Annotated in this window: 21 protein-coding genes, 1 tRNA gene, 3 pseudogenes and 1 riboswitch; of the genes and pseudogenes, 17 read left to right on the top strand and 8 right to left on the bottom strand. The window is 72.4% G+C overall.

Translation table 11 applies throughout. The features are described 5' to 3' along the window. Positions 1-84: 84 nt before the first annotated feature. The 3 genes and pseudogenes from HHL19_RS32125 to HHL19_RS32115 form a co-directional block, all read right to left on the bottom strand. The gene (locus HHL19_RS32125) at positions 85-564 is read right to left on the bottom strand and encodes a hypothetical protein (protein WP_169093915.1); all 480 of its coding nucleotides are present in this window, start codon (positions 562-564) and stop codon (positions 85-87) included. Positions 565-701: 137 nt separating this feature from the next. Beyond that, the gene (locus tag HHL19_RS32120; protein ID WP_169093914.1) at positions 702-1,232 is read right to left on the bottom strand and encodes a hypothetical protein; all 531 of its coding nucleotides are present in this window, start codon (positions 1,230-1,232) and stop codon (positions 702-704) included. A gap of 499 nt (positions 1,233-1,731) precedes the next feature. Continuing rightward, positions 1,732-1,983: pseudogene (locus HHL19_RS32115) on the bottom strand (site-specific integrase); the annotation flags it as partial. A gap of 224 nt (positions 1,984-2,207) precedes the next feature. Here HHL19_RS32115 and HHL19_RS37900 point away from each other — a divergent pair. Beyond that, positions 2,208-2,363: a helix-turn-helix transcriptional regulator gene (locus HHL19_RS37900; protein WP_240982014.1), complete on the top strand. Its 156-nt coding sequence runs from the start codon at positions 2,208-2,210 to the stop codon at positions 2,361-2,363. Positions 2,364-2,721: 358 nt separating this feature from the next. Here the strand turns inward: HHL19_RS37900 and HHL19_RS32105 are convergent, their stop codons facing one another. Then, positions 2,722-2,985 carry a hypothetical protein gene (locus HHL19_RS32105; RefSeq protein WP_346768500.1) on the bottom strand — a complete coding sequence of 88 codons (264 nt, stop codon included), beginning with the start codon at positions 2,983-2,985 and terminating at the stop codon, positions 2,722-2,724. Between the two features lie 88 nt (positions 2,986-3,073). On the opposite strand from HHL19_RS32105, the pseudogene HHL19_RS37895 reads away from it, so the two are divergent. The 5 genes and pseudogenes from HHL19_RS37895 to HHL19_RS32080 all read left to right on the top strand — a co-directional run. Beyond that, positions 3,074-3,281 (top strand): annotated as a pseudogene (locus HHL19_RS37895) (tetratricopeptide repeat protein); the annotation flags it as partial. 217 nt (positions 3,282-3,498) lie between these two features. Then, positions 3,499-4,119 carry an RNase A-like domain-containing protein gene (locus HHL19_RS32095; RefSeq protein ID WP_169093913.1) on the top strand — a complete coding sequence of 207 codons (621 nt, stop codon included), beginning with the start codon at positions 3,499-3,501 and terminating at the stop codon, positions 4,117-4,119. Positions 4,120-4,145: 26 nt separating this feature from the next. Continuing rightward, positions 4,146-4,709 carry a hypothetical protein gene (locus HHL19_RS32090; RefSeq protein WP_169093912.1) on the top strand — a complete coding sequence of 188 codons (564 nt, stop codon included), beginning with the start codon at positions 4,146-4,148 and terminating at the stop codon, positions 4,707-4,709. 41 nt (positions 4,710-4,750) lie between these two features. Further along, complete coding sequence (locus tag HHL19_RS32085; RefSeq protein WP_169093911.1) at positions 4,751-5,050, top strand: RNase A-like domain-containing protein; 300 nt, start codon at positions 4,751-4,753, stop codon at positions 5,048-5,050. Positions 5,051-5,063: 13 nt separating this feature from the next. Beyond that, on the top strand, positions 5,064-5,720 hold the full coding sequence (locus HHL19_RS32080; protein WP_169093910.1) for a contact-dependent growth inhibition system immunity protein: 657 nt from the start codon (positions 5,064-5,066) through the stop codon (positions 5,718-5,720). Positions 5,721-6,008: 288 nt separating this feature from the next. On the opposite strand, the gene HHL19_RS32075 is transcribed toward HHL19_RS32080, so the two are convergent. Together HHL19_RS32075 and HHL19_RS32070 are read right to left on the bottom strand one after the other, a co-directional pair. Next, entirely contained in the window at positions 6,009-6,428 is a 420-nt protein-coding gene (locus tag HHL19_RS32075) for an RNHCP domain-containing protein (protein WP_169093909.1), read from the bottom strand. 24 nt (positions 6,429-6,452) lie between these two features. Then, positions 6,453-6,836, bottom strand: a complete 384-nt coding sequence (locus tag HHL19_RS32070; protein ID WP_169093908.1) for an RNHCP domain-containing protein — start codon at positions 6,834-6,836, stop codon at positions 6,453-6,455. Between the two features lie 440 nt (positions 6,837-7,276). On the opposite strand from HHL19_RS32070, the pseudogene HHL19_RS32065 reads away from it, so the two are divergent. The 4 genes and pseudogenes from HHL19_RS32065 to HHL19_RS32050 form a co-directional block, all read left to right on the top strand. Then, positions 7,277-7,726, top strand: a pseudogene (locus tag HHL19_RS32065) (IS5 family transposase); the annotation flags it as partial. 35 nt (positions 7,727-7,761) lie between these two features. Further along, positions 7,762-8,508, top strand: a complete 747-nt coding sequence (locus HHL19_RS32060; protein WP_169093907.1) for a hypothetical protein — start codon at positions 7,762-7,764, stop codon at positions 8,506-8,508. 462 nt (positions 8,509-8,970) lie between these two features. After that, positions 8,971-10,452 carry a diacylglycerol kinase family protein gene (locus HHL19_RS32055; RefSeq protein WP_346768499.1) on the top strand — a complete coding sequence of 494 codons (1,482 nt, stop codon included), beginning with the start codon at positions 8,971-8,973 and terminating at the stop codon, positions 10,450-10,452. Beyond that, positions 10,449-11,117, top strand: coding sequence for a phosphatase PAP2 family protein (locus tag HHL19_RS32050; RefSeq protein ID WP_169093906.1), 669 nt, complete (start codon positions 10,449-10,451; stop codon positions 11,115-11,117). Before HHL19_RS32055 ends, HHL19_RS32050 begins: the two co-directional genes overlap by 4 nt. 14 nt (positions 11,118-11,131) lie before the next feature. Here the strand turns inward: HHL19_RS32050 and HHL19_RS32045 are convergent, their stop codons facing one another. Together HHL19_RS32045 and HHL19_RS32040 are read right to left on the bottom strand one after the other, a co-directional pair. After that, positions 11,132-11,812, bottom strand: a complete 681-nt coding sequence (locus tag HHL19_RS32045) for a class I SAM-dependent methyltransferase (protein ID WP_169093905.1) — start codon at positions 11,810-11,812, stop codon at positions 11,132-11,134. Positions 11,813-11,835: 23 nt separating this feature from the next. Beyond that, positions 11,836-12,738, bottom strand: coding sequence for a sigma-70 family RNA polymerase sigma factor (locus HHL19_RS32040; protein WP_169094065.1), 903 nt, complete (start codon positions 12,736-12,738; stop codon positions 11,836-11,838). A 720-nt stretch (positions 12,739-13,458) separates the two neighbouring features. On the opposite strand from HHL19_RS32040, the gene HHL19_RS32035 reads away from it, so the two are divergent. The 7 genes from HHL19_RS32035 to HHL19_RS32005 all read left to right on the top strand — a co-directional run bounded on the left by HHL19_RS32035 (position 13,459) and on the right by HHL19_RS32005 (position 19,377). Next, positions 13,459-13,962 (top strand): rhodanese-like domain-containing protein, encoded by a 504-nt coding sequence (locus tag HHL19_RS32035; protein ID WP_169093904.1) that lies wholly within the window; start codon positions 13,459-13,461, stop codon positions 13,960-13,962. Positions 13,963-14,036: 74 nt separating this feature from the next. Further along, positions 14,037-14,110 (top strand) — tRNA-Met (locus HHL19_RS32030). Positions 14,111-14,231: 121 nt separating this feature from the next. Continuing rightward, a complete protein-coding gene (locus HHL19_RS32025) occupies positions 14,232-14,972 on the top strand; it encodes a MerR family transcriptional regulator (RefSeq protein WP_169093903.1) in 741 nt (246 codons plus the stop codon). A 107-nt stretch (positions 14,973-15,079) separates the two neighbouring features. Beyond that, positions 15,080-15,502 carry a hypothetical protein gene (locus tag HHL19_RS32020; RefSeq protein WP_169093902.1) on the top strand — a complete coding sequence of 141 codons (423 nt, stop codon included), beginning with the start codon at positions 15,080-15,082 and terminating at the stop codon, positions 15,500-15,502. A gap of 80 nt (positions 15,503-15,582) precedes the next feature. Next, a complete protein-coding gene (locus tag HHL19_RS32015) occupies positions 15,583-16,722 on the top strand; it encodes a PLP-dependent cysteine synthase family protein (protein ID WP_169093901.1) in 1,140 nt (379 codons plus the stop codon). Then, the gene (locus HHL19_RS32010; protein WP_346768498.1) at positions 16,719-17,966 is read left to right on the top strand and encodes an MFS transporter; all 1,248 of its coding nucleotides are present in this window, start codon (positions 16,719-16,721) and stop codon (positions 17,964-17,966) included. The genes HHL19_RS32015 and HHL19_RS32010 overlap by 4 nt, the downstream gene beginning before the upstream one ends. Before the next feature lie 229 nt (positions 17,967-18,195). Then, on the top strand, positions 18,196-19,377 hold the full coding sequence (locus HHL19_RS32005; RefSeq protein ID WP_169094063.1) for a PP2C family protein-serine/threonine phosphatase: 1,182 nt from the start codon (positions 18,196-18,198) through the stop codon (positions 19,375-19,377). A 240-nt stretch (positions 19,378-19,617) separates the two neighbouring features. Further along, a riboswitch (cyclic di-AMP (ydaO/yuaA leader) is annotated at positions 19,618-19,768 on the top strand. Positions 19,769-19,774: the final 6 nt, after the last annotated feature.

The raw sequence follows: 19,774 nt of genomic DNA, 5'->3' as shown, positions 1-19,774 counted from the left end.
CGGTGCGTGAGCGGGTGGGTGGGAATCGGGTCCGGCCCGGTGTTCCTCGTGGACGTCCTCGTCGGGTGCGGGCCGTGAGAGGCGTCATCCGCTGACGGCCCGGATGACCAGGAGCGGGATGGAGAGGACCGCGGCGGCGACGAGCGGGCGGCGCCAATCCAGGGACGCGTGCAGACGGACAGGTCCTGCGCCGCTCCCGTCGCGGAGGGCGTCCCGGTGTGCCTCGCTCAGGATCCTGCGGGCTCTCTGATGGGTCGGGTACTTGGTGAACGCCCCGATCAACGAGCCGCCGAAGGCTATCGAACGGAGGATCCGTCCGTCCCTCAACCGGATGCTCAGCCCGTCGTCCGCAGTCACGCCGGCGACGTCCTTCCACGCGACCGTCGAGGTCACGAGAACGTTGGTGAGGGAGAGACGCGTCGCCGTGAAGCGGATGGCAGAGTTCCATCCCATCAGCCAGAAGAACAGGGTGAAGGCGGCGACGACCAGGGACGGCGCGAACTCATCCTGCTCGAAGGCGGCGAGCGCCATCGCGATCGCGTAGAACACCACCGCCGCTGTCATGGGGAACCAGGTGAAAGACCGCCGCCTGACCACCTCTGCCCGCACCCCCTTCTCGCGAGACGCTTTGAGCACAGCCCCTCCCGGCTCTGTCATTCGTCCGTCCGGGCCGTACGGCCGCCCGCTCCGTTCGCGTCCCGTCACGTCGAGGTCCCGAGGTCCGCGCGGCGCAACTCTCCGGCGGTCAGGGCGCCGTACGCGGCCCCGACGAAGAGCGTGGCTGGGATCGTGAACATGCTGCGCTGATCACTTTCCAGGACGACGACGTACTGGCTTCGGGAGACCTCGATCGTTCCGCGTTCATAGGGGGTCGTGTCGAAGGCGAAGTATCGGCCGTCTTTCGTCTCGGCCGCCTGCAAGTGCCCCTCACCCACCCCGCTCGGGATCGTCAGCACCACGCCCGAGAGGAACAGCGCTCCAAGCGCGACCTGTACCTTGCCCGGCAAGCACCGGAAGGCCAGCCACATGGTGCGTCGGTCTGCTCGCGCCAGCATGAGGCGTGCGAGGGCAGCGCCGAAGACCGGGAAGAGCGATACCGCGATCGCTGCTACCGGCCATCCCGATTCCGCCAGGGGCAACGTCCCCGGCAGCCATGTCAGTCCGGCAAGCACGAGAAGCGTCGCGCCCAACCCGGCTGCGAGGCCCCCGTGCAGTTTGAAGCTCCATCCCATGCACGCAAGGCTGACACAGGGATCGATCCTTGTAATTGCCGTCCCCCGGCAGAGTGTCGGCACCCCGCATTCCAGGCTGCGTCGATTCAGCGGGCCCCGGACTCGGCGAGCGAGCGTACTTGCCGTACCACGGAAGGGAACCGGAGCAGTGCGCGCGATGGTGGATTCGCAGGCCGGTAGGGATTGGGAAGGCCCGGGACCGGGCCATGCGTGCCGGCCCGGGCTTGGCGTCATTACACGGCCGGGGCGATCACGACCTCAAGTACTGACCCAGCCTTATGGCGACTACGGGTACGCCGCCATAGAAGGCGCACCGGGTCAAAGACCACGGATCGTCCAGGAACCGGCCGCCGATCCACCACACCGAGGTCGCGAAGAACCAGCTGGCAATCCAGAGGAGCCAGCTCGGTATTCGGCTCAACCAGTCGTCCACGGGATGAGGTTAGCCGTTCCCCCGAAACGGACGCGAGGGAGGTGACACAGAGGGAAAAGGGCGAACTCAGCCGGGCTCGGGTAGGAATTCGACCCTGCTCGCCCGGGGAACGAGTGCGGCGGCCGCTTCGGCCACGGCGCGGTCGACCTCCGGGAGGAGGCTCGTGCACGTGTCCGAGGCCGGGGTGATCGTGGAGTGGCGGAGGGTCTCCTTGATCGTGTGGATGTCGCAGCCGGCGCTGTGGGTGAGTGTGGCCGAGACGTGGTGGAGGTCCCGCAGGGGGATGGGCGGGAGGCCGGTGGTGGAAACCAGGTCACGGCGCACACCAGCTTCGCCGCTGTCCTCTCGTACCGCCTCGGACCAGGCTCTGCACGTCCCCGTGCATACCGAGGCAGAACCTGTCGAGGACCAGACCAGCGAAGACGAAGCGACCCATTAAGCAAGACCTCATTCCCGGCACGGAAGAACGAGGCACTACGCCGCATGCTGTCTCCGACGGCTTCGATCCCACCCGGCTGACCCAGGCGCGTCGGCTGGCGGAGATGACGAAGAAGGACGTGGCTGCCCAGCTAGGGGTGACTCCTGCCGCCGTGGGACAGTATGAGACCGGGGCGTCCAGGCCACGACCTGATTTGATCCCTGCTTGCGGAGATCCTCGGGGTTCCGGTTACGTTCTTCCTGCTGGGAAGGCTGGCTAATCGGCTCGACGCTTCCATGGCCCACCTCCGGAGCCTGCGTAGCACGCCGAAGTCCCAGCGAGAGCGGGCGCTTGCCTTCGCGGAGCAGGTCTGGGACTTTACGTACGCGCTGGAACAGCGGATTCAGTTGCCTCTGGTCGATCTGCCCGGCTTCGCCGGCGGGGAGGTCCACCCCGGCGAGGAGCTGTCCACCGCCCCGTGTCCGCCGCCCGAGAGCTCCGCAGGCGCGGGGCTTGCTACGCCACAGGTTTCCGGCATCAGATCAGTGGAACGTAGGGGCGTCATCAGGGCCGACTGGTCTCAGACTCGGCCCTGATAGCGCGTTGACGTGCTCCAAGGATCAGAGCGGTGACTCGACTCAGAGGCTTCCTGCGCTTATAACCCCCCGCAGTATGTGGGCGATCTCCTCGGGCTTTAGGTCGATGCCGGAGAGACCCTCCGCGGTCAGCGGGATCTCCTCCAGCGCGTATTCGCCGCGGCCCTCGGCGCTGAACTCGGGTCCGGTGCGGTCGTCGAAGGCCCAGGTGGCGATGCGGGCGAGGTAGAGGAGCTGGCGTTCGCCGGCGGTCTCCATCGTGTGGAGGAGGCGGACGATGTCGGGCCTTCCGCGCGATCTCCTCACGGATCTCCCGGTGGAGGGCCGCCTTCCGGGACTCGTCGCCGGGCTCGACACAGCCGCCGCCCAGGACGACGACCGCCGCATGGTCACCAAGCGCCTCGCCATGTCCGAGACCGCCATCGGCAAGCCGGCCGCCGCGCCCGGCGACTCCTGGGCCGCTCACTACTACCCTGGCCGCTGGGCCCACGAATCACGAATCCGGCATGATCCTCGCCTGCCTCGGCGACCTCGACGCCGCCGAGGAACACCGCCACCTCGCCCTCGACATCGACGGCCTCGACCGCCGCCGCACCCGCGCCGAGCGGTGTGGCGAGTGGGGGACAAGATGCGGAACGCCGATCTGGTGGTCGCGGAGGACGGCCTCACCAAGCTGGCGGACGATCTCGATGGGATGCAGCGGTATCTGGAACAGTAGATCCGCGCCATGGACGAGGTCGTCGACAGGACATCGACACCGCCAAGCTCAACCGGATCGTCGATACCTACACCGGCAGGCTGAGCGGTCTGACCGCCCGTATGGAGGCGCTGAAGGACAAGCTCGACGAGGCATACCTGAGCGCCCCCAAGTTCGAGGCTGGCGTCGCCCGCGCCCTGGAGGAGTTCAAGGACTCGAAGACCTGGCTGAAGATCGACTCCCAGGGCAACTACGACCTGAACCTCGCCGCCAACGAGTACACGTCGGGCGGTCACACCCTCGACAGGCACGTCGGCAAGACCGACGAGCAGCTCGCGCAGCGGCTGCGCGACCAGCAGGCGAACGGTCCGACACAGGCATGGCCGTACGGCAAGCCGGGGATCGGCGGTGCCTCCGCCTTCCCCACCTACCGGCGGGCCGAGGAACTGACCGAGTACAACCTGAACCGGAACAAAGCCGCGATCGACGCGTGGATCAAGGGACCGCCGCCGCCGGCGGATGGCGACGTCAAGTCGTTCTACGCGACGGCCCCCCACAACGAGACCAGCGGACGCAGCGTGAGCAAGCAGCCGGTGGACCCGAACGATCCGCTGTCCGGGTACAAGCAGGGCGGTCTGAACGCCAAGGGATACGACGTGAACGGCATCGACACGAGGATCCGGTACGACAGCGGCCGCACTCCGCCGTTCACCGTCATGACGTCGATGCCCTACAAGTCCTAGCGTCCAGCCGAGAAAGGCCAGCACCCATGTCCGTCGACCAAGCCTCTTGGGAAGCCGCGGTACGCCACCTGTTCGAGGACGCGTACCCGTACGACGCCACGGGCCCGCGCCGCCACGAGGACTGGGTCCTCGACGTCATCGCCCTGATGGCCCGGTCCGTCCCGGACCCCCGGGGCTGGGACGGTCTCGACGACGCGGCGCAGGCACCGGAGCGCGAGGGGTTCCCCACGTACCCCTTCGTCGTCCACCCTCCGGAGTACATCGCCACGCGCCTCAAGGAGATCGACCGGGACAGCGCCGAGAACCTGCTCCTGGCCCTCACGGACGACCGCTGCACCCTGTCGAACCTGAGGCGCTTCACGGAGAGCGAAGAGGAACTGCGGGCGATGGCGCGCACGATCCTCGCGCGGTACGGGGAGGCCGTCACCTTCCACACCAACGTCAACCGGCCCGGCCGCGTCCCCGGCACCCTCGACTTCTCAACGCCGGACTGGGGGTACAGCCCGCTCAGTGTCTACACGGAGGACTGCGGCCTGATCGTCGTCTCCGACATCGAGGTCGGCATGTTCTGGAACTTCTCCGACCACTGAGCCCCCCGCCCTCCGACCGGGCGATTTGAAAGGATGCCCCCGTGCTCACCCGCTCCGCCTCCTACCCCGACCGGGAGACCGCCCACTGGGCCACCCAGCAGGTGGTGACCGCCAACGAGCAGGCGATCCACCGCTGGCTCGCCCAGGGGACCCGGGCTCGGCTCACCATCGAGGCCGCCTGGCCCTCCCGCGAGGAGCCCGTGGGCCGGGTGCAGCTCGCGGCTGATCTGCTGGCCGGGCACGGTCCTGTCGATGTCCGCGCGGCACGCGTGGTGCTGAGCCGCGAACCGGCGAGCCCGCACGGCTTCGTCGTCCACACGACCGTCCCGTTCTACCTGTAGGGGCCGTACGCACATGTCCATGAAGCCGCTCGAACACGACCGCCGCTACGGCGAACTGGACCAGGTGATGCGGGCGTACCTGGGCCGGTCGGCCGACGACACCCCGGAGCGGCGCAGCGACGCGCTCGACGCCTATCTGCGCCACACCTGGCACACTCGCCCCTCGGCGATCGCGGAGGCGGAACGTCAGCTGCGCGCGTACAGCCGCAACCCTCCGGGCCGCCTCCGACATGAGCTGGGCGAGTTCTACGCGATTCCGGACACCGGGATGCCGCAGGCCGCGATCGGCGCTTGGCTGGGGGTGCTGGCCGACCACCTGAAGAGCAGCATCGAGGAGGGCGACGTGCCGGAGCCGTCGTCACCCCGGACCCACTGGGAGTGGCACGCGCGCTTCCCGGAGACCGCGCAGCTGCTGGGGGGCTGGTTCTCGCAGGACGTCGTCGACGAGTTCCCCGACCACGACGCAGCCGTCGCCGACTACGCCGCCACGACCCACCCCCAGCTGGTGGCCCGGCTCGTGGGCGAGCTCCACGAGCTGCTCGCCCTCCCCCTGGACGAGGGCGACTACGCCTTGGCGGCCGCCGAACTCGGCATGGAGGTCGGCCCACCTGACCCGTTCTCGTACGGCGCCTGGTTCCAGTCGGTGGCAACGATGCTGTCGAGCGCCTGACGCGGGAGCGACATCGACGGTGGGCCGCAGCGCCGTCCGTGCGTGAGCGATGCGTGAGTGGACGTTTCGGCACGGCCGGTTCCGTTCGGATCGGGCGGCACCGTTCACCCTGTCCCCGACCAGGCATCCTCGGACGGAGTGGCGCTTTTCGGCACCACCCGGTCGAATCCGGCCCAGGACTTTCAATCCATTGGTTGTGGGTTCGAGTCCCACACGGCCTACCACGAAGCACCCGCAGCCCCAGGTCACCGACCTGGGGCTGCGGCGTTCCCGGTTACTCCTTCCGGGTCACAGGGCGAGCAGGGCGCGGCCGGCGGCTCGGGGGTCGGTGAGGGGGCGGAGGGCCAGGCGGAGGAGGGCGAGCGGGTTGTCGTCGCCGGCGACGCGGTTGGCGCTGAGCTCGTCGCAGGTGGCGCACTGGTGGATGATCAGCCACTCGCCGTCCGGGCGGGCGGACATGCCCAGCGGCTCCATCCGGCCGTGGCAGTCCGCGGCGCGGTCGCCGGGGATCCTGCGGTCGACGTGCAGGCTGGCGAGGCAGTGGGGGCAGTGGTTGCGGTGCGCGGTGCCGGGGGCGACCAGGGAGACGTCGAGCCGGCAGGACGCGCACCGGAAGTGGTCGGCCCGGTGCCCGCCCCGGGTGTGCAGGACGTCCTTGTAGCGCTGCGGCCGGCGCCGGCCGTGGTTGTCGCGGTTGTTGCGCGGCATGGCGGTGTCCTTCCTGTCCGGCGCTCAGAGGGTTCCGAACGCTTCGAGCGGGAAGGGCGGTTGGGCCAGTGGGCGGACCGCCATGCGCATGAGGATGAGTTGGTTGTCGTCGACGCACACCGGGTTGGACGTGAGCTCGTCGCAGCGCACGCAGCGGTGGATCACCCTCCAGTCACCGGTCCGCAGGACGGCGATGGCGATCGGCGACATCCGCCCCTCGCAGTCGCTCGACCCGCCCTCGACGTGGTCGAGGACGTGCCGGGAGTGCAGACAGGACGGGCAGTGGTTGCGCGGCGCGCCGTCGGAGGCGTACGCGGACACGGTGAGCCCGCACCACGCGCAGGCGAAGGTGCTGAGACTGTGGGTGCTGTGGGTGCTGTGGGCGGGGTGGGAGGTGTGGTTGGACACCCGGTTGCTCCTTGCTGAGAAGTCGGTCGAGACAGCAAGAGCAGGCCGAGAGGCCTCGTCGGAAGGCAGCCCGATCGTCGCCACGGAACGGTGGCGTACAGGCAGGTCGAAGCACCGGAGAACACGTCCGGCAGCCACCCGGGGAAACGAGCGGCGAAAGGCGACGGACGGTTACGCGGTACGGCGAGGCGCACTCGGCGCGGGCCGGGGCATAAAACACCTTTTCCCAGGGCGCTCAGGCCCAGAACGAATCACAACGACCTCCGCAGGCTAACAAGGCGTCTGCCGGGGGCGTCAACGGATTATTCGTGTCCCGCACATGGGTGAATGCGTGGGGGCGGCGTTTGGGCTTGGCGGGGTGGGGCGCCTCGCCGGGAGGGTGGTCGTGGGGTGTTCCTCGTGCGGGTGCTGTGGACGTTTCTTCGGGGTCTTCCGGCCAGCCTTCGGTCGGCTCCTCGCCCGTCGACCGCGCTCGCCCCGGCTCCGAGCACCACCTGATCGTCGACCGCCACAGAACCCCGCTTGCGGTAACACTCACCGGCGGCAACCGGCACGACGTCACCCGGCTCCTGCCGCTGCTGGACGCTGTCCCGCCGATCCGGGGCCTTCGCGGACGCCCCCGCCGCAAGCCTCGGCGGCTGTACGCCGACCGGGGCTACGACTTCGACAAGTACCGGCGCCTGCTGTGGAAACGCGGCATCAAACCCGTGATCGTCCGACGCGGCGTCGCCCACGGTTCCGGACCGGGCAAGGCGCGGTGGGTGGTCGAGCGCGCCTTCGCCTGGCTGCACCAGTTCAAACGACTCCGCACTCGCTACGAACGACGCGCCGACCTCCACCAGAGACTGCTCGAACTGGCCTGCACGATCATCTGTTTGCGACGCCTTTGAAAGGCTCTCCGCCCCCAGCAGTAGGATCCCGGCGCATGACGTCCCCTGTGCACGGTGACTCCGAGTTGTCCCGTCAAGAACTTCCTGGCGAACCCGGTGCTGCCGAGGGCGACGACACGCTGATCGACATGCTGTGTACTCGCGCGTGGGACCCGGGCCGACGGTTCGACACGGCACCGGTCCCACGTGCGTGGATCGAGGAACACTTCGGCCCGGAGCATCCGGAGCACATTCGGAGCCAGACGGTCGGCTCCAGCAGCAACGGCGTGATCGTGCTCAAGTCGCAAACCGAGGAGGTGGCGGCCTACTTCGCTGACGTTCCGCGCGGACCGTTGTTTCCGCCGGTCACGCCATCTGAAGTCGAAGCCGCCGAGGACATCATCGGGCGTCCGCTGCCGACACTCCTCCGGAGGATCTACACCGAGGTCGGCGACGGCGGCTTCGGGCCTGACGGCGGTCTGGCCTCGCTCACCGACGGTCGGCGTGCTCCGGGGGACCTGATCGACTGGCCCTGTTCGGTCACCCGGCACGAACACGACTGCGCGGCGGGGCTGCCCGGATCATGGCTGTACCTGGCGTCGGGCGGCTGCACGATGCAGTGGCATCTGTCATTGCTCGCAGCCGGCAACCCCGTGCTGCTCTATGACGCAGACGGCTGGGTGCCAAGCTGGGGTGAGGGCCCCCATGACGGCCTGCGCCACGCGACCGGATCACTGGGGCAGTGGTTGTGGACCTGGGCCGATGGCGGCGATGTCTGGGCCGAGGCACTCAGCCTTCCGTAACCGATGCACAGAGCGGCACTCGGCTCTGCTCGGGACGCGGTTCGGCGTGTCGGCGCTCGTGGTCGCGGTGGCCGTCCTCGGAGCCGTACGGGCCGCGGCCGCCGCCCGGCTTTGGTGCGCGACCACCACGACGGCGGATCAGGGGTGTGGCCGGGGTGACCGGAGCGGGTGCCGGGGGGCTCTGCTCGGTCCTCGCCGCCGGGTCGCTCGGTGGCGTGCTCGGGCTGCCCATCGCCTGTACGGATGCCCTGCCCGGGCCGTGCGAGGCGTTCGCCCTGCTGCTCCTGCCCGCGGCTCGGCAGCCGCGAGGTGCTGCGGCGCGATCCGTATCCGACGGTCCGGGCGCGCACGGCTGGCATCGCCGGTCTCTCGGAATCAGGGAAGTGATCTTCCTTCGAACGGCTGCTGTCGTGGGGTGGTTCGGGGGAGGGTGGGGGAGGCTTGGAAGGTGGAGGTGGGGTCGTGGACGGGGATGTGCGGTGGTGGGGCGGCGGGGCCGGGGCGGGGGGTGCCCGGGAGTTGGCGCGGTGGGCGTTGGGGGCGGCCGCGGGGGCGGTGGTCGTGCTGCTCTCGGCGTTGGGGGGTGGCGGGCTGTATGTGCTGCTGAGCGGGGTCGTGGGGCTGGTCGCGGGGGCCGTGGGGCTGTGGTGGTTCGTGGCGCACCGGGGGGCGCTGCGGGTCGCGGGGGGTATGGTGGCGGTGGGGGCGCCGGTGGGTGTGCTCGTGCTGTACGTGATCGGAGGGTTGTGGCTGTTCGCGCTGGCCGCGCTCGGGTTGTGGGCGGTGGCGCTGGGGTGTGCGCGGGCGGCGCTGCGCCGGCCGGGTGAGGTGGTCGACGCGCCCGCGCCCGCCGTGGCCGCCGGGCGGCCCCGGCAACCGGTGCTGATCATGAATCCGAAGTCCGGGGGCGGGAAGGTCGAGCGGTTCGGGCTCGTCCGGAAGGCGGAGCGGCTCGGGGCGCGGGTCGTGGTGCTCGATCCGGCCGAGCCCGTGGACGTCACGGCGCTCGCCCGGAAGGCCGTCGCCGACGGCGCGGATCTGCTCGGGGTGGCCGGCGGGGACGGCACCCAGGCCCTCGTCGCGGCGGTGGCCGTCGAGCACGATCTGCCCTTCCTCGTGATCTCGGCCGGGACGCGGAACCACTTCGCCATGGACCTGGGGCTCGACCGGAACGATCCGGCGGCCTGCCTGGGCGCGCTCACCGACGGCGAGGAGCTCCGCGTCGACCTCGGCACGGTCGCCGGGCGGCCGTTCGTCAACACCGTCTCCTTCGGGGTGTACGCGGACGTGGTGCAACGGCCCGAGTACCGCGACGCCAAGGCCGAGACCGCCTTCGAGGCGCTGCCCGACCTGCTGCGGGGCGGCCTCGGCGACCGGCTCGACGCGACCGCCGACGCCACCCGGCTGCCGGGCCAGCAGGCCCTGCTCGTCAGCAACAACCCGTACGCCGCGCCCGATCCGTTCGGCGCGGGCGGCGGGCAGCGCCCCCGTCTGGACGGCGGGCGGCTCGGCGTCATCGGCATCCGCGTCGACGGCGCCGCGCACGCCGCCGAGCTGGCCGTCCTCGGCAACCGGTCCACCGCGCTCAACGTCCTGACCGCGCACCGCGTCGAAGTCCACGGAGGGGTCACCAACACCGGGGTGCCGAAGGGGGAGCGGACCCTGCCGGTGGCCGTGGACGGGGAGGCGCTCGTCCTGCCCACCCCGGTCGTCTGCGAACTGCGGCCGCGGGCGCTGCGCGTGCTGGTGCCGAGGGTCCGGCCGGGAGTGGTTCCGCCGCCCCCGCCGTTGGACTGGCGGAGGCTCGTACGGATCGCCTTCCCCGACCCGTACGGGTCCGGCCCCGTGAACAGCCCGGAGAACCTTCCGGCCAACCTTCCGGCCAACCGTCCGGTCAACCGTCCTCGGGCGTCGTCCGAGGACTCCTACAGGAGTGGCGCATGAGCAGCGAGGACGAGAGCAGGTACGACGAGGACGGGCGCGGCGGCACGCGGACCGCGCCCCCCGTGCGGCTGCGGGACCGGCCCCTGGCCGCCGTCTCCACCGCCCAGGCCGTCCTGCACGACCTGCGGGCGGTGGACGGGGCCGTGTACGGGGCGGTGGCCGCCACGCCCACGCCCGCCCTGGACGCCGGCCTGCGCCGCCTCTCGCACGCCGCCGACCACTCCAAGATCTCCTTCGCCGTCGCCGCCGGGCTCGCCCTCTTCCCGGGGCGGCCGCGCCGCGCCGCCGTCGCCGGTGTCGGCGCGATCGCGATCGCCTCGGCCACGGCCAACCTCCTCGGCAAGCGGCTGGTCCGCCGGCCGCGCCCGGACCGGGAGGCGGCCCGGGTGGTGGTGGGCCGGCACGTGCCGATGCCGGAGTCGGCCTCGTTCCCGTCCGGCCACACCGCCTCGGCGGTCGCCTTCGCCACCGCCGCCGGCGTGGCCCTGCCGCCCGCGGCGGTGCCGCTGGGGCTGCTCGCCTGGGCGGTCGGCTACTCCCGCGTCCACACCGGGGTCCACTACCCCGGCGACGTGGCCGCCGGCGCCGTCCTGGGCCTCGCCAGCGGCGCCGCCTCCCTGGCGGTCGGGGCCTCCCTCCTGAAGGCCCGCCAGGCGGCCGCGTAGGGGAAGGGGACGGTCTACGGGATCCGGGTCATCGTCACGCGCCAGAGGCGGCGCGGGAGTTCGCCCTCCTCGAAGGCGGTGACGTCGTCGAGCCGCCAGCCCTCGGCGGCCAGTTCCTCGACGAGCGCGCGGGAGAAGAAGTGCACGGCGAAGCCGCCGTGCTCGTGGATGTCGTCGCCGAGGTCGCGGCCCGTCCCGTAGTGGGCGTCCCCGGTGTGCCGGACGGTGAAGACGAACCGGCCGCCGGGGCGCAGCACCCGGCGCACCTCGGCGGTCAGGGCCCGGATCTCGGCCGTCGACAGGGCCATGCACATCAGCATGTGGGCGAAGACCGCGTCCGCGGAGCCGTCGGCGGCGGCCAGCGGCTCGCGCACGTCCTGGACCGCGGTGCCGATCCGGTCCGCGAGGCCGTGCTCCTCGGCCGCCGCCCTCAGCTGGGCCAGGCCGGTGGCGCTGAAGTCCGTCGCCCGTACGGAGAATCCCGTACGGGCGAAGTGGAGGGCGTCCCGGCCGTGCCCGGCGCCCAGCTCCAGGACGTCCCGGACGCCCGCCTCCCGGAAGAGCCCGGCGGCGTACCGGGCCGGGGCGGAGGGCTCGTCCCCGTACATGCCGGGGTGGGTGGCGTACGTGGACTGCCAGTGGTCCCGGTGGGCCGCGCCCGCCGGGTCGCCGCTCCGCGGTTCGTGGCTGCTCATGGGGCCGACGGTACGGCCCGGGGTCAGTCCGGGTACACGGCGCGGGCCAGGGCCTCCGCCGGGATGTCCAGGGCGGCGAGGCGCTCGGGGTCGGCCAGGACGTGCATCCGTACGATGCGGTCGCCGGCGATCGTGAAGGCGAGGAGCGAGGCCGGCCTGCCGTCGACGACCCCCAGGACGGCGGGGGAGCCGTTGACGACGAGCGGCAGCGCCGCGTTGCGGAAGCTCGCGTACATGAGGGCCTGGCGGACGATCGCCTCGGCGCCGCGCACCACCTTGGAGGCGCCGGCCAGGAGCGGGCCGCCGTCGGCGCGCAGCACCGCGTCCGGGTCCAGGACGGCGAGCAGACCCTCGAAGTCGCCGCCCTGGGAGGCGGCGAGGAAGGCGTCGGCGATCTCCCGCTGGCGGCGCGGGTCGGGGCCGGGGCCCGGGTCGGCGTCCTGGACGCGCCGCCGCGCCCGGCTCGCCAGCTGCCGGGTCGCCGCCGGCGTACGGTCCACGATCCGCGCGATCTCGTCGAAGGAGACGGCGAACATGTCGTGCAGCACGAAGGCGAGCCGCTCGGCCGGCGCCAGCGTCTCCAGGACGACGAGGAGCGCGAGGCCGACGGACTCGGTGAGCTCGGCGGTGTGCTCCGGGTCGCCGACGCCGGGGATGTGCACGACCGGGTCCGGTACGTAGGTGTCGAGCGGGTCCTCGCGCCGGGAGCCGCGCGAACGCAGCATGTCCAGGCAGACCCGGCCGATGACCGTGGTCAGCCAGCCGGTGAGGTTGGCGACCCCGCTCACGTCGGTGCGGCTGAGCTTGAACCAGGTCTCCTGGACCGCGTCCTCAGCCTCGCTCAGCGAGCCGAGCATGCGGTAGGCGACCGCCCGCAGATGGCGCCGGTCGGCGTCGAAGCGACGCGCCAGCGCGTCGGCGGCGATCGCGTCGCCCGCGTCGCCCGCGTCGACCGTGTCGCCGGGGGTGGGCGTGGGCGTGGGCGTGGTCGCGCCCGCGTCGCCGGTCGTGGTCTCCGGCTCGGACTCGGCGTCGACCGGGGTCCCGGTCCCCGTCCCGATTCCGGTGCCGGTCGCGGCTCCGGTCCCGGTCCCGGTCCCGGTTCCGGTCCCGGTCCCGGTTCCGGTTCCGGTCCCGGTTCCGGTTCCGGTCCCGGTTCCGGTCCCGGTTCCGGTCCCGGTTCCGGTTCCGGCCCCGGTTCCGGTTCCGGCTCCGGTCCCGGCCCCGGCCCCGCCTCCGGCTCCGGTCCCGGCCCCGGCCCCGCCTCCGGCTCCGGACCCGGCCCCGGCCCCGCCTCCGGCTCCGGACCCCGTTCCGGTCCCGGTTCCGGCTCCCGTCCCGGCTTCGGCCCCCGTCCCGGTTCCGGCCCCCGTCCCGGTCCGGGCGCCGGCGCCGCTCGCGGTCGTGCCGGCGTCCGTCGTGCCTTCGGTTCGTTTCGGTGTCGTCTCGTCCATCCGCCCGTGTCCCCCTTCGCGTCCCGTCATGCCTCCATGACGGATCAGGATCCCCGGATGTGATGCGCCGCCGTCTCGGGCCGTGAGATCCACGCCGTACGTGTGCGATCGCCAGGGTTTCCCCGGGCCAGGCAGCCGACCCCCGTGGAATGCCACTTCAGCGCGATGATCATCATCCGTAGATTGATCACCATGACGACGACAGACGACCAGGTCAAGCCCATCAACCCCGTCCTGCGCACCCCGCCGGCCTCCCCCGCCGCCGCGGCCGCGTACTTCTCCGCCAGCCTCGCCTTCCACGCGGACGTCTCCGACGTGGCCTCCGTCCTGGCCGGCGCCCGCGAGACCGGCGCCGACCCCGGCTTCGTCCTGATCGACACCCGCTCGACCGCCTCCTGGGACCAGGGGCACGTCCCCGGCGCCGTCCACCTCCCCACCGCGCTCATCCCCGAGCAGGCGGAGCGGATCCTCGACAAGGGCGTCCCGGTCGTCACCTACTGCTGGGGGCCCGGCTGCAACGGCGCCACGCGCGCCGCGCTCGCCCTCGCCGAGCTGGGCTTCCAGGTGAAGGAGATGCTCGGCGGCTTCGAGTACTGGGCGCGCGAAGGTTTCGCGTACGAGACCTGGGAGGGGCCGGCGCGGCGGACCGCCGACCCGCTGACGGCCCCGGTCGACGCGGAGGACTGCGGCTGCTGACCGGCTGCCGGGACTGGATCCTGGATATCGGATTTCGCATTCAGCCGTCCATGCCGTAAGGTCATATTCACCGACGCGGGGTGGAGCAGCTCGGTAGCTCGCTGGGCTCATAACCCAGAGGTCGCAGGTTCAAATCCTGTCCCCGCTACTCAGTAGCCCGAAGGCCCGGATCGTATCCATACGATCCGGGCCTTCGGCGTTCCGTCCCCGGGCACTTCGCGAGCGGCTGGCTTGACCTTTACGCAACGTCAAGTTCTACCGTTCTCGGCATGGAGTGGTCGATCCAGGAGATCGCCAGGAAGGCCGGCACCACCAGCCGCACGCTCCGCCACTACGGCGAGCTGGGGCTGCTGGAGCCGAGCCGGATCGGCGCGAACGGTTACCGGTACTACGACCAGGCGGCGCTCGTCCGGCTGCAGCGGATCCTGCTGCTGCGCGAGCTCGGGCTGTCGCTGCCCGCGATCGCCGAGGTCCTCGAAGGCCAGCGGGACACCTCGGCCGCCCTGCGCACGCATCTGGCCCTCCTCCAGCAGGAGCGCGAGCGCATCGGGCGGCAGATCGAGGCCGTGCGGACCACTCTCCACAAGACCGAGAGAGGAGAACGGCTCATGGCCGAGGAAGTCTTCGACGGCTTCGACCACACGCGGTACGAGGCGGAGGTCACCGAACGGTGGGGCCGCGACGCGTACGAGCGGGGCGACCGCTGGTGGCGCTCGCTGACCGAGGCCGAGAAGAAGGAGTTCATGGAGACGCAGGCGGCCATCGCCCGCGACTTCGGCGCCGCCGCCGCGGCCGGGCTCGCGGCGGACGCCGACGAGGTGCAGGCGCTGGCCCGGAGGCAGTACGAATGGCTGTCGGTCACCACCGCGCCGACGAAGGAGTACCTGATCGGGCTCGGCCAGATGTACGTGGACGATCCGAGGTTCACCAAGAACTACGACCGGCACGGCGAGGGCACCGCCGTCCTGGTGCGGGACGCCCTGACGGTGTGGGCCGAGCGGAACCTGTGAGGCCCGCGCGTCCCCGGCGCCCGAAGTAAACGGCGGCCGAAACCGTACCGCTCCGAGCCCCGCCTCTTTGCGCGGGCGCGAACGCGGAACGTAACGTCGCGAACGCCATGTGTGAGCAGGCCGTGACGGACGCGCGAGGAGCAGCAGGAGGACGGACGCCCGTCCTCCTGCTGCTCCTCGCGCTCCTCGCGCTCTTCGCCGGGCTCTGCCACGGCGTCCCCGGCCCCGCCGGGCCCGCCCTGCCGGGGCACCCGGCGACCGGCGCGGCCGTCGCCGTCGTCGGCCCCGCCCACGGCGCCGCCCCGCACGGCTGCGGGCAGGACGGCGAGGGGCACTCCGCCGAGGTGCCGCCGCCTGCGCAGACAGCCTCCGCCCCGCAGCCCGACCGGCCGGGGCCCGGCGCGGTCGTCACCGTCGGGCACACCACCCCGCTGCCGCCGGCGGCCGAGCTCCGGCACGTCCGCAGCCGGGAGGGGCCCTGCCCCGAGCCCGGACGGCTGCTCGTCTCCCTCGGAGTGGACCGGAACTGAGACCGCCCCCGTCGCGCCCCCGCGCGCGACGGCCCGGCCCTCTCCCTTCCGGAGCACCACCCCCTTCCGAGGACACAGCCATGCCTCCGCACGCTCCTCTGCTCTCCCCCGCGCACCCCACCGTCGGCAACACCCCCGTCCTGTGGACGGACGACGGCTACTGGGCCAAGCTCGAAGGCTTCAACGCCGGCGGCATCAAGGACCGCCCGGCGCTCCACATGGTCGAGGAGGCCCGCCGCCGCGGCGATCTGCGGCCCGGCGCGCCCATCGTCGAGTCGACCTCCGGCACCCTCGGCCTCGGGCTCGCCCTCGCCGGGGTCCTCCACGGCCACCCCGTGCACGTCGTCACCGACCCCGGCCTGGAGCCGATCGTCGAGCGCATGCTCGTCGCCCACGGCGCCACCGTGCACGTCGTCACCGAGCCCCGTCCGCGGGGCGGCTGGCAGCAGGCCCGCAAGGACCGGGTCGCCGAACTCCTCGACCTCCTCGACGGGGCCTGGTGGCCCGACCAGTACGGGAACCCCGACAACCCCGCCGCCTACGCCGGGCTGGCCGCCGAGCTCTCCGGGCAGCTCGACCGGATCGACGTGCTCGTCTGCGCCGTCGGCACCGGCGGCCACTCGGCCGGCATCGCCCGCGCGCTGCGCGCCACGAGCAGCCCCGCCCTGGAGCTCGTCGGCGTCGACTCGATCCGCTCCACCGTCTTCGGCCTGCCCGCCGGGGAACGGCTGATGCGCGGCCTCGGCTCCTCCATCCACCCCGCCAACGTCGACCACGCGGCCTTCGACGAGATCCACTGGGTCGCCCCGGCGGAAGCGGTCCGCTCGGCCCGCCGGCTCGCCGCCCGCCAGTACGCCACCGGCGGCTGGAGCGTCGGCGCGGTCGCCCTCGTCGCGGGCTGGCTCGCCCGCACCCGCCCGCGCGGCACCCGGATCGCCGCCGTCTTCCCCGACGGCCCGCAGCGCTACTTCGACACCGTCTTCAACGACGCCTACTGCGCCGCCCACGGCCTCCTCGACGGACCCGTACGGGACGAACCCGCGCCCTATCAGGGCCCGGAGGGGATCGAGGCGTGGACCCGCAGGGTCCTCGACCGCAGCGGGGCGCCGTCCGCGAGCGCGGAGACCGAGCAGGCCGGGTCCGGGAGCGGGACGGTGGCGGAGGCCGGGACGGTCGCGGCGGGCCGGATCACGGCCGGTGCGGAGGGCGGCGACCGGTGAGTACGAGCACCCCCACCACGCCCGCCCCGGCGGACCCGGCCCGCGGCGGGATCTGGAAGCGGAGCCGCGGCTTCGAACCGGCCGTCCGGCTGCTCTTCCTCAACCAGCTCACCATCAACCTCGGCTTCTACATGCTGATGCCCTACCTGGCCGCCCACCTGGCCGACGGGCTCGGCATGGCGGCCTGGGCGGTCGGGCTCGTCCTCGGTGCCCGGAACCTCTCCCAGCAGGGCATGTTCCTGGTCGGCGGGGCGCTCGCCGACCGGCTCGGCTTCAAGCCGCTCATCGTCGCCGGGTGCGCGCTGCGGACCGTCGGCTTCGGCGCGCTCGCCTTCGCCCAGTCGCTCCCCGTCCTCATCGCCGCCTCGCTCGCCACCGGCCTCGCGGGCGCGCTCTTCAACCCCGCCGTCCGCGCCTGCCTGGCGGCGGAGGCGGGGGAGCAGCGCAGGGTCGAGGCGTTCGCGCTGTTCAACATCTACTACCAGGCCGGCATCCTGCTCGGCCCGCTCGTCGGGGTCGCCCTGACCGGAGTGTCGTTCCGGCTGACGTGCCTGGTCGCGGCGGTGCTCTTCCTGGGCCTGACCCTGGTGCAGCTGCGGCACCTGCCGGTCTCCGCGGGCGGCGGCCGGCCGGAGCCGAAGGACGGCGCGGAGGACGGGACCCGGGGCCAGTTCCGTACCGTCCTCGGCAACCGCACCTTCTGGCTCTTCTCGCTCGCCATGACCGGCTCGTACGTCCTCTCCTTCCAGGTCTACCTGGCGTTGCCGCTCGCGGCGGGCGGCTCGGGCGTGACGACCGCGCTCTTCGTCGTCTCCGCGCTCGTCGCGCTCGCCGGGCAGCTGCGGATCACCGCCTGGTGCGCGGCCCGGCTCACCCGCGAGCGGAGCCTCGTCCTCGGACTCGCCCTGATGGGCGGCGCCTTCCTGCTGCTGGCGCTGCTCGGCCGGGGCGCGCCCGCGCTGCTGCTGTGCGCGGCGGTCCTCGCGGTGGCGAACGCGGTGCTCTACCCGTACGAGATGGACACCGTCGTCGCCCTCTCCCGGGGGCGCTGGGTGGCCACCCACTACGGGCTCTACAACACCGTGTGCGGGGTCGGCATCACCCTCGGGAACCTCGGTACGGGCGTGCTGCTCGACGCCACGGGCTGGACGGCCGTGCCCTGGCTGGCCCTGTGCGCCGTCGGGCTGGGGTGCGCGGCGGCGGTCGCTTTGCTGGGGAGGGGCGGACGACTGCGGACGGAGTAGCCGTACGCCCCCGGGGGCGTACGGGTGCCCTCCCCGGGGGTGTACGGGTGGGTTCCCCGGGCGTACGCCGGTCGGACCCCCGCCGGTCGCCGCGCGGCGGCGGGGCGGGGAGGCTTGAGGGGTGTGCGGTCGCGGGTCCCGGCCCCGGCCCGCACGGCCCGGTGGCGGGCCCCGACCGGTCAGGAGTTCTCAGGTGGCGCACCCTCGGGGCGAGGAGCCCGGCGGCCGTATGGCCGGGACCGGTGTGCCCCGGGGCCCCTACGGGGGCGAGCCGCCGCCCGTCGCCTTCGGGGCGACCCGGAGGTTCCTGCGGGCGCTGCCGCCGCTGATCATCGTGGGCGGGGTCCTCTTCGACCTGGCCACCCCGCCCTCGTACACGGCGTCGCCGCTCTTCTCCGCCGCGCCTCTGATCGCCGCGCCGTTCTTCTCCCGGCTCACGACCCTGCTGACCGGACTCGCGGCGATCCTCGCCTCCGTCGGGCTGCACACGTACAACGACACGCTCTCCGACATCCCCTCGCTCACCGAGACCCTCACCGTGGTGACCGTCTCCGCGCTCGCGATGGTGATCAACCTGGTGGTGCGGCGCAGCGGCGAGCGGCTCGCGTCGGCGCGGGTGATCGCGGAGGCGGCGCAGCGGGCGGTGCTGCCGATGCCGGCGGAGCGGATCGCGGGGCTCCAGTGCGCGGCGCGGTACGAGGCGGCGCAGGCGGACGCGTTCATCGGCGGCGACCTCTTCGCCGTGCAGGACACCCCGCACGGGGTGCGGCTCGTGGTCGGGGACGTGCGGGGCAAGGGGATGGACGCGGTGGAGGCGGTGGCCGTGGTGATCGGCGCCTTCCGGGAGGCGGCCGAGCAGGAGGCGGCCCTGGAGGGGGTGGCGGCGCGGCTCGAACGGGCGCTCACGAGGGAGGGGACGCGGCGTGAGGGCTTCGACGCCTTCGAGGGGTTCACCACGGCGGTGCTCGCCGAGATCCCGCACGAGGGCGGGGTCGTACGGATCGTGAACCGGGGGCATCCGCCGCCGCTGCTCCTGTACGGGGACGGGCGCCTGGAGCCGGTGGAGCCGGCCGAGGCGGCGCTGCCGCTCGGGATGGGGGAGCTGTCGGTGGGGCCCGACCGGGCCGACGAGCGGCCGTACCCGCCGGGCGCGACGCTGCTGTTCTACACGGACGGGCTGTCGGAGGCGCGGGACGGGCAGGGGGTCTTCTACGATCCGGCGGCCCGGCTCGCGGGGGCGGTCTTCCCGGGGCCCGAGGAGCTCCTCGACGCGCTCGTGGACGACGTGCGGCGGCACACCGGGGGCCGTTCGACGGACGACATGGCGCTGCTCGCGGTGAGCCGCCCGGCGGCGGGGGCGCCGGAGCGGCGGCGGACGATGCCGGTGGTGCCGCCGGAACCGGCGCACTGACGCGGGTACCCCGTGCCGGAGCCCGGTCACGGTCCGTGCTCGCGAGGTCTCACAGGGATAACAATTGACATAACGTCAGATTCGAGGGGTGGGGCGAAGGGCCGCTGAAGGGTGCTCAACTCGGGCGATTCCCTGTCAATTCAATGAATGATCAAGGGGAACGGCTTGGAATAGGAGCGCCGTGTCTATTAACGTTCGATAACGCAGCGCGGTCGTCCCAGCCGTCGCAAGAGACGGCTCCGTGCGCACGTGCCGAATCCCGCAAGGGAACCGGGGAACCAACCCTTGGGGTGAATCGGGCCCCTCGCACCTCCCCCGTGCGAAGAGCCCGTAGGAGACCTTCCTGCTCCGAACCCGTCAGCTAACCCGGTAGGCGAGAAGGAAGGAAAGGAGCGCG

It is taken from the genome of Streptomyces sp. R302 (assembly GCF_012927245.1).
Classification (GTDB): Bacteria; Actinomycetota; Actinomycetes; order Streptomycetales; family Streptomycetaceae; genus Streptomyces.
Note: the sequence above shows the minus strand (reverse complement) of the source record. Positions and strands in the feature narration are given on the sequence as shown.

Excerpts from the sequence above, each read along its gene's own strand:
- HHL19_RS32025 (WP_169093903.1), top strand. The coding sequence starts at position 14,232 with ATGGAGTGGTCGATCCAGGAGATCGCCAGGAAGGCCGGCACCACCAGC.
- HHL19_RS32050 (WP_169093906.1), top strand. The coding sequence starts at position 10,449 with ATGAGCAGCGAGGACGAGAGCAGGTACGACGAGGACGGGCGCGGCGGC.
- HHL19_RS32075 (WP_169093909.1), bottom strand. The coding sequence starts at position 6,428 with ATGCCGCGCAACAACCGCGACAACCACGGCCGGCGCCGGCCGCAGCGC.
- HHL19_RS32020 (WP_169093902.1), top strand. The coding sequence starts at position 15,080 with ATGTGTGAGCAGGCCGTGACGGACGCGCGAGGAGCAGCAGGAGGACGG.
- HHL19_RS32060 (WP_169093907.1), top strand. The coding sequence starts at position 7,762 with ATGACGTCCCCTGTGCACGGTGACTCCGAGTTGTCCCGTCAAGAACTT.
- HHL19_RS32120 (WP_169093914.1), bottom strand. The coding sequence starts at position 1,232 with ATGGGATGGAGCTTCAAACTGCACGGGGGCCTCGCAGCCGGGTTGGGC.
- HHL19_RS32080 (WP_169093910.1), top strand. The coding sequence starts at position 5,064 with ATGTCCATGAAGCCGCTCGAACACGACCGCCGCTACGGCGAACTGGAC.
- HHL19_RS32125 (WP_169093915.1), bottom strand. The coding sequence starts at position 564 with ATGACAGCGGCGGTGGTGTTCTACGCGATCGCGATGGCGCTCGCCGCC.
- HHL19_RS37900 (WP_240982014.1), top strand. The coding sequence starts at position 2,208 with ATGACGAAGAAGGACGTGGCTGCCCAGCTAGGGGTGACTCCTGCCGCC.
- HHL19_RS32005 (WP_169094063.1), top strand. The coding sequence starts at position 18,196 with ATGGCCGGGACCGGTGTGCCCCGGGGCCCCTACGGGGGCGAGCCGCCG.
- HHL19_RS32045 (WP_169093905.1), bottom strand. The coding sequence starts at position 11,812 with ATGAGCAGCCACGAACCGCGGAGCGGCGACCCGGCGGGCGCGGCCCAC.
- HHL19_RS32015 (WP_169093901.1), top strand. The coding sequence starts at position 15,583 with ATGCCTCCGCACGCTCCTCTGCTCTCCCCCGCGCACCCCACCGTCGGC.
- HHL19_RS32095 (WP_169093913.1), top strand. The coding sequence starts at position 3,499 with ATGGAGGCGCTGAAGGACAAGCTCGACGAGGCATACCTGAGCGCCCCC.
- HHL19_RS32090 (WP_169093912.1), top strand. The coding sequence starts at position 4,146 with ATGTCCGTCGACCAAGCCTCTTGGGAAGCCGCGGTACGCCACCTGTTC.
- HHL19_RS32035 (WP_169093904.1), top strand. The coding sequence starts at position 13,459 with ATGACGACGACAGACGACCAGGTCAAGCCCATCAACCCCGTCCTGCGC.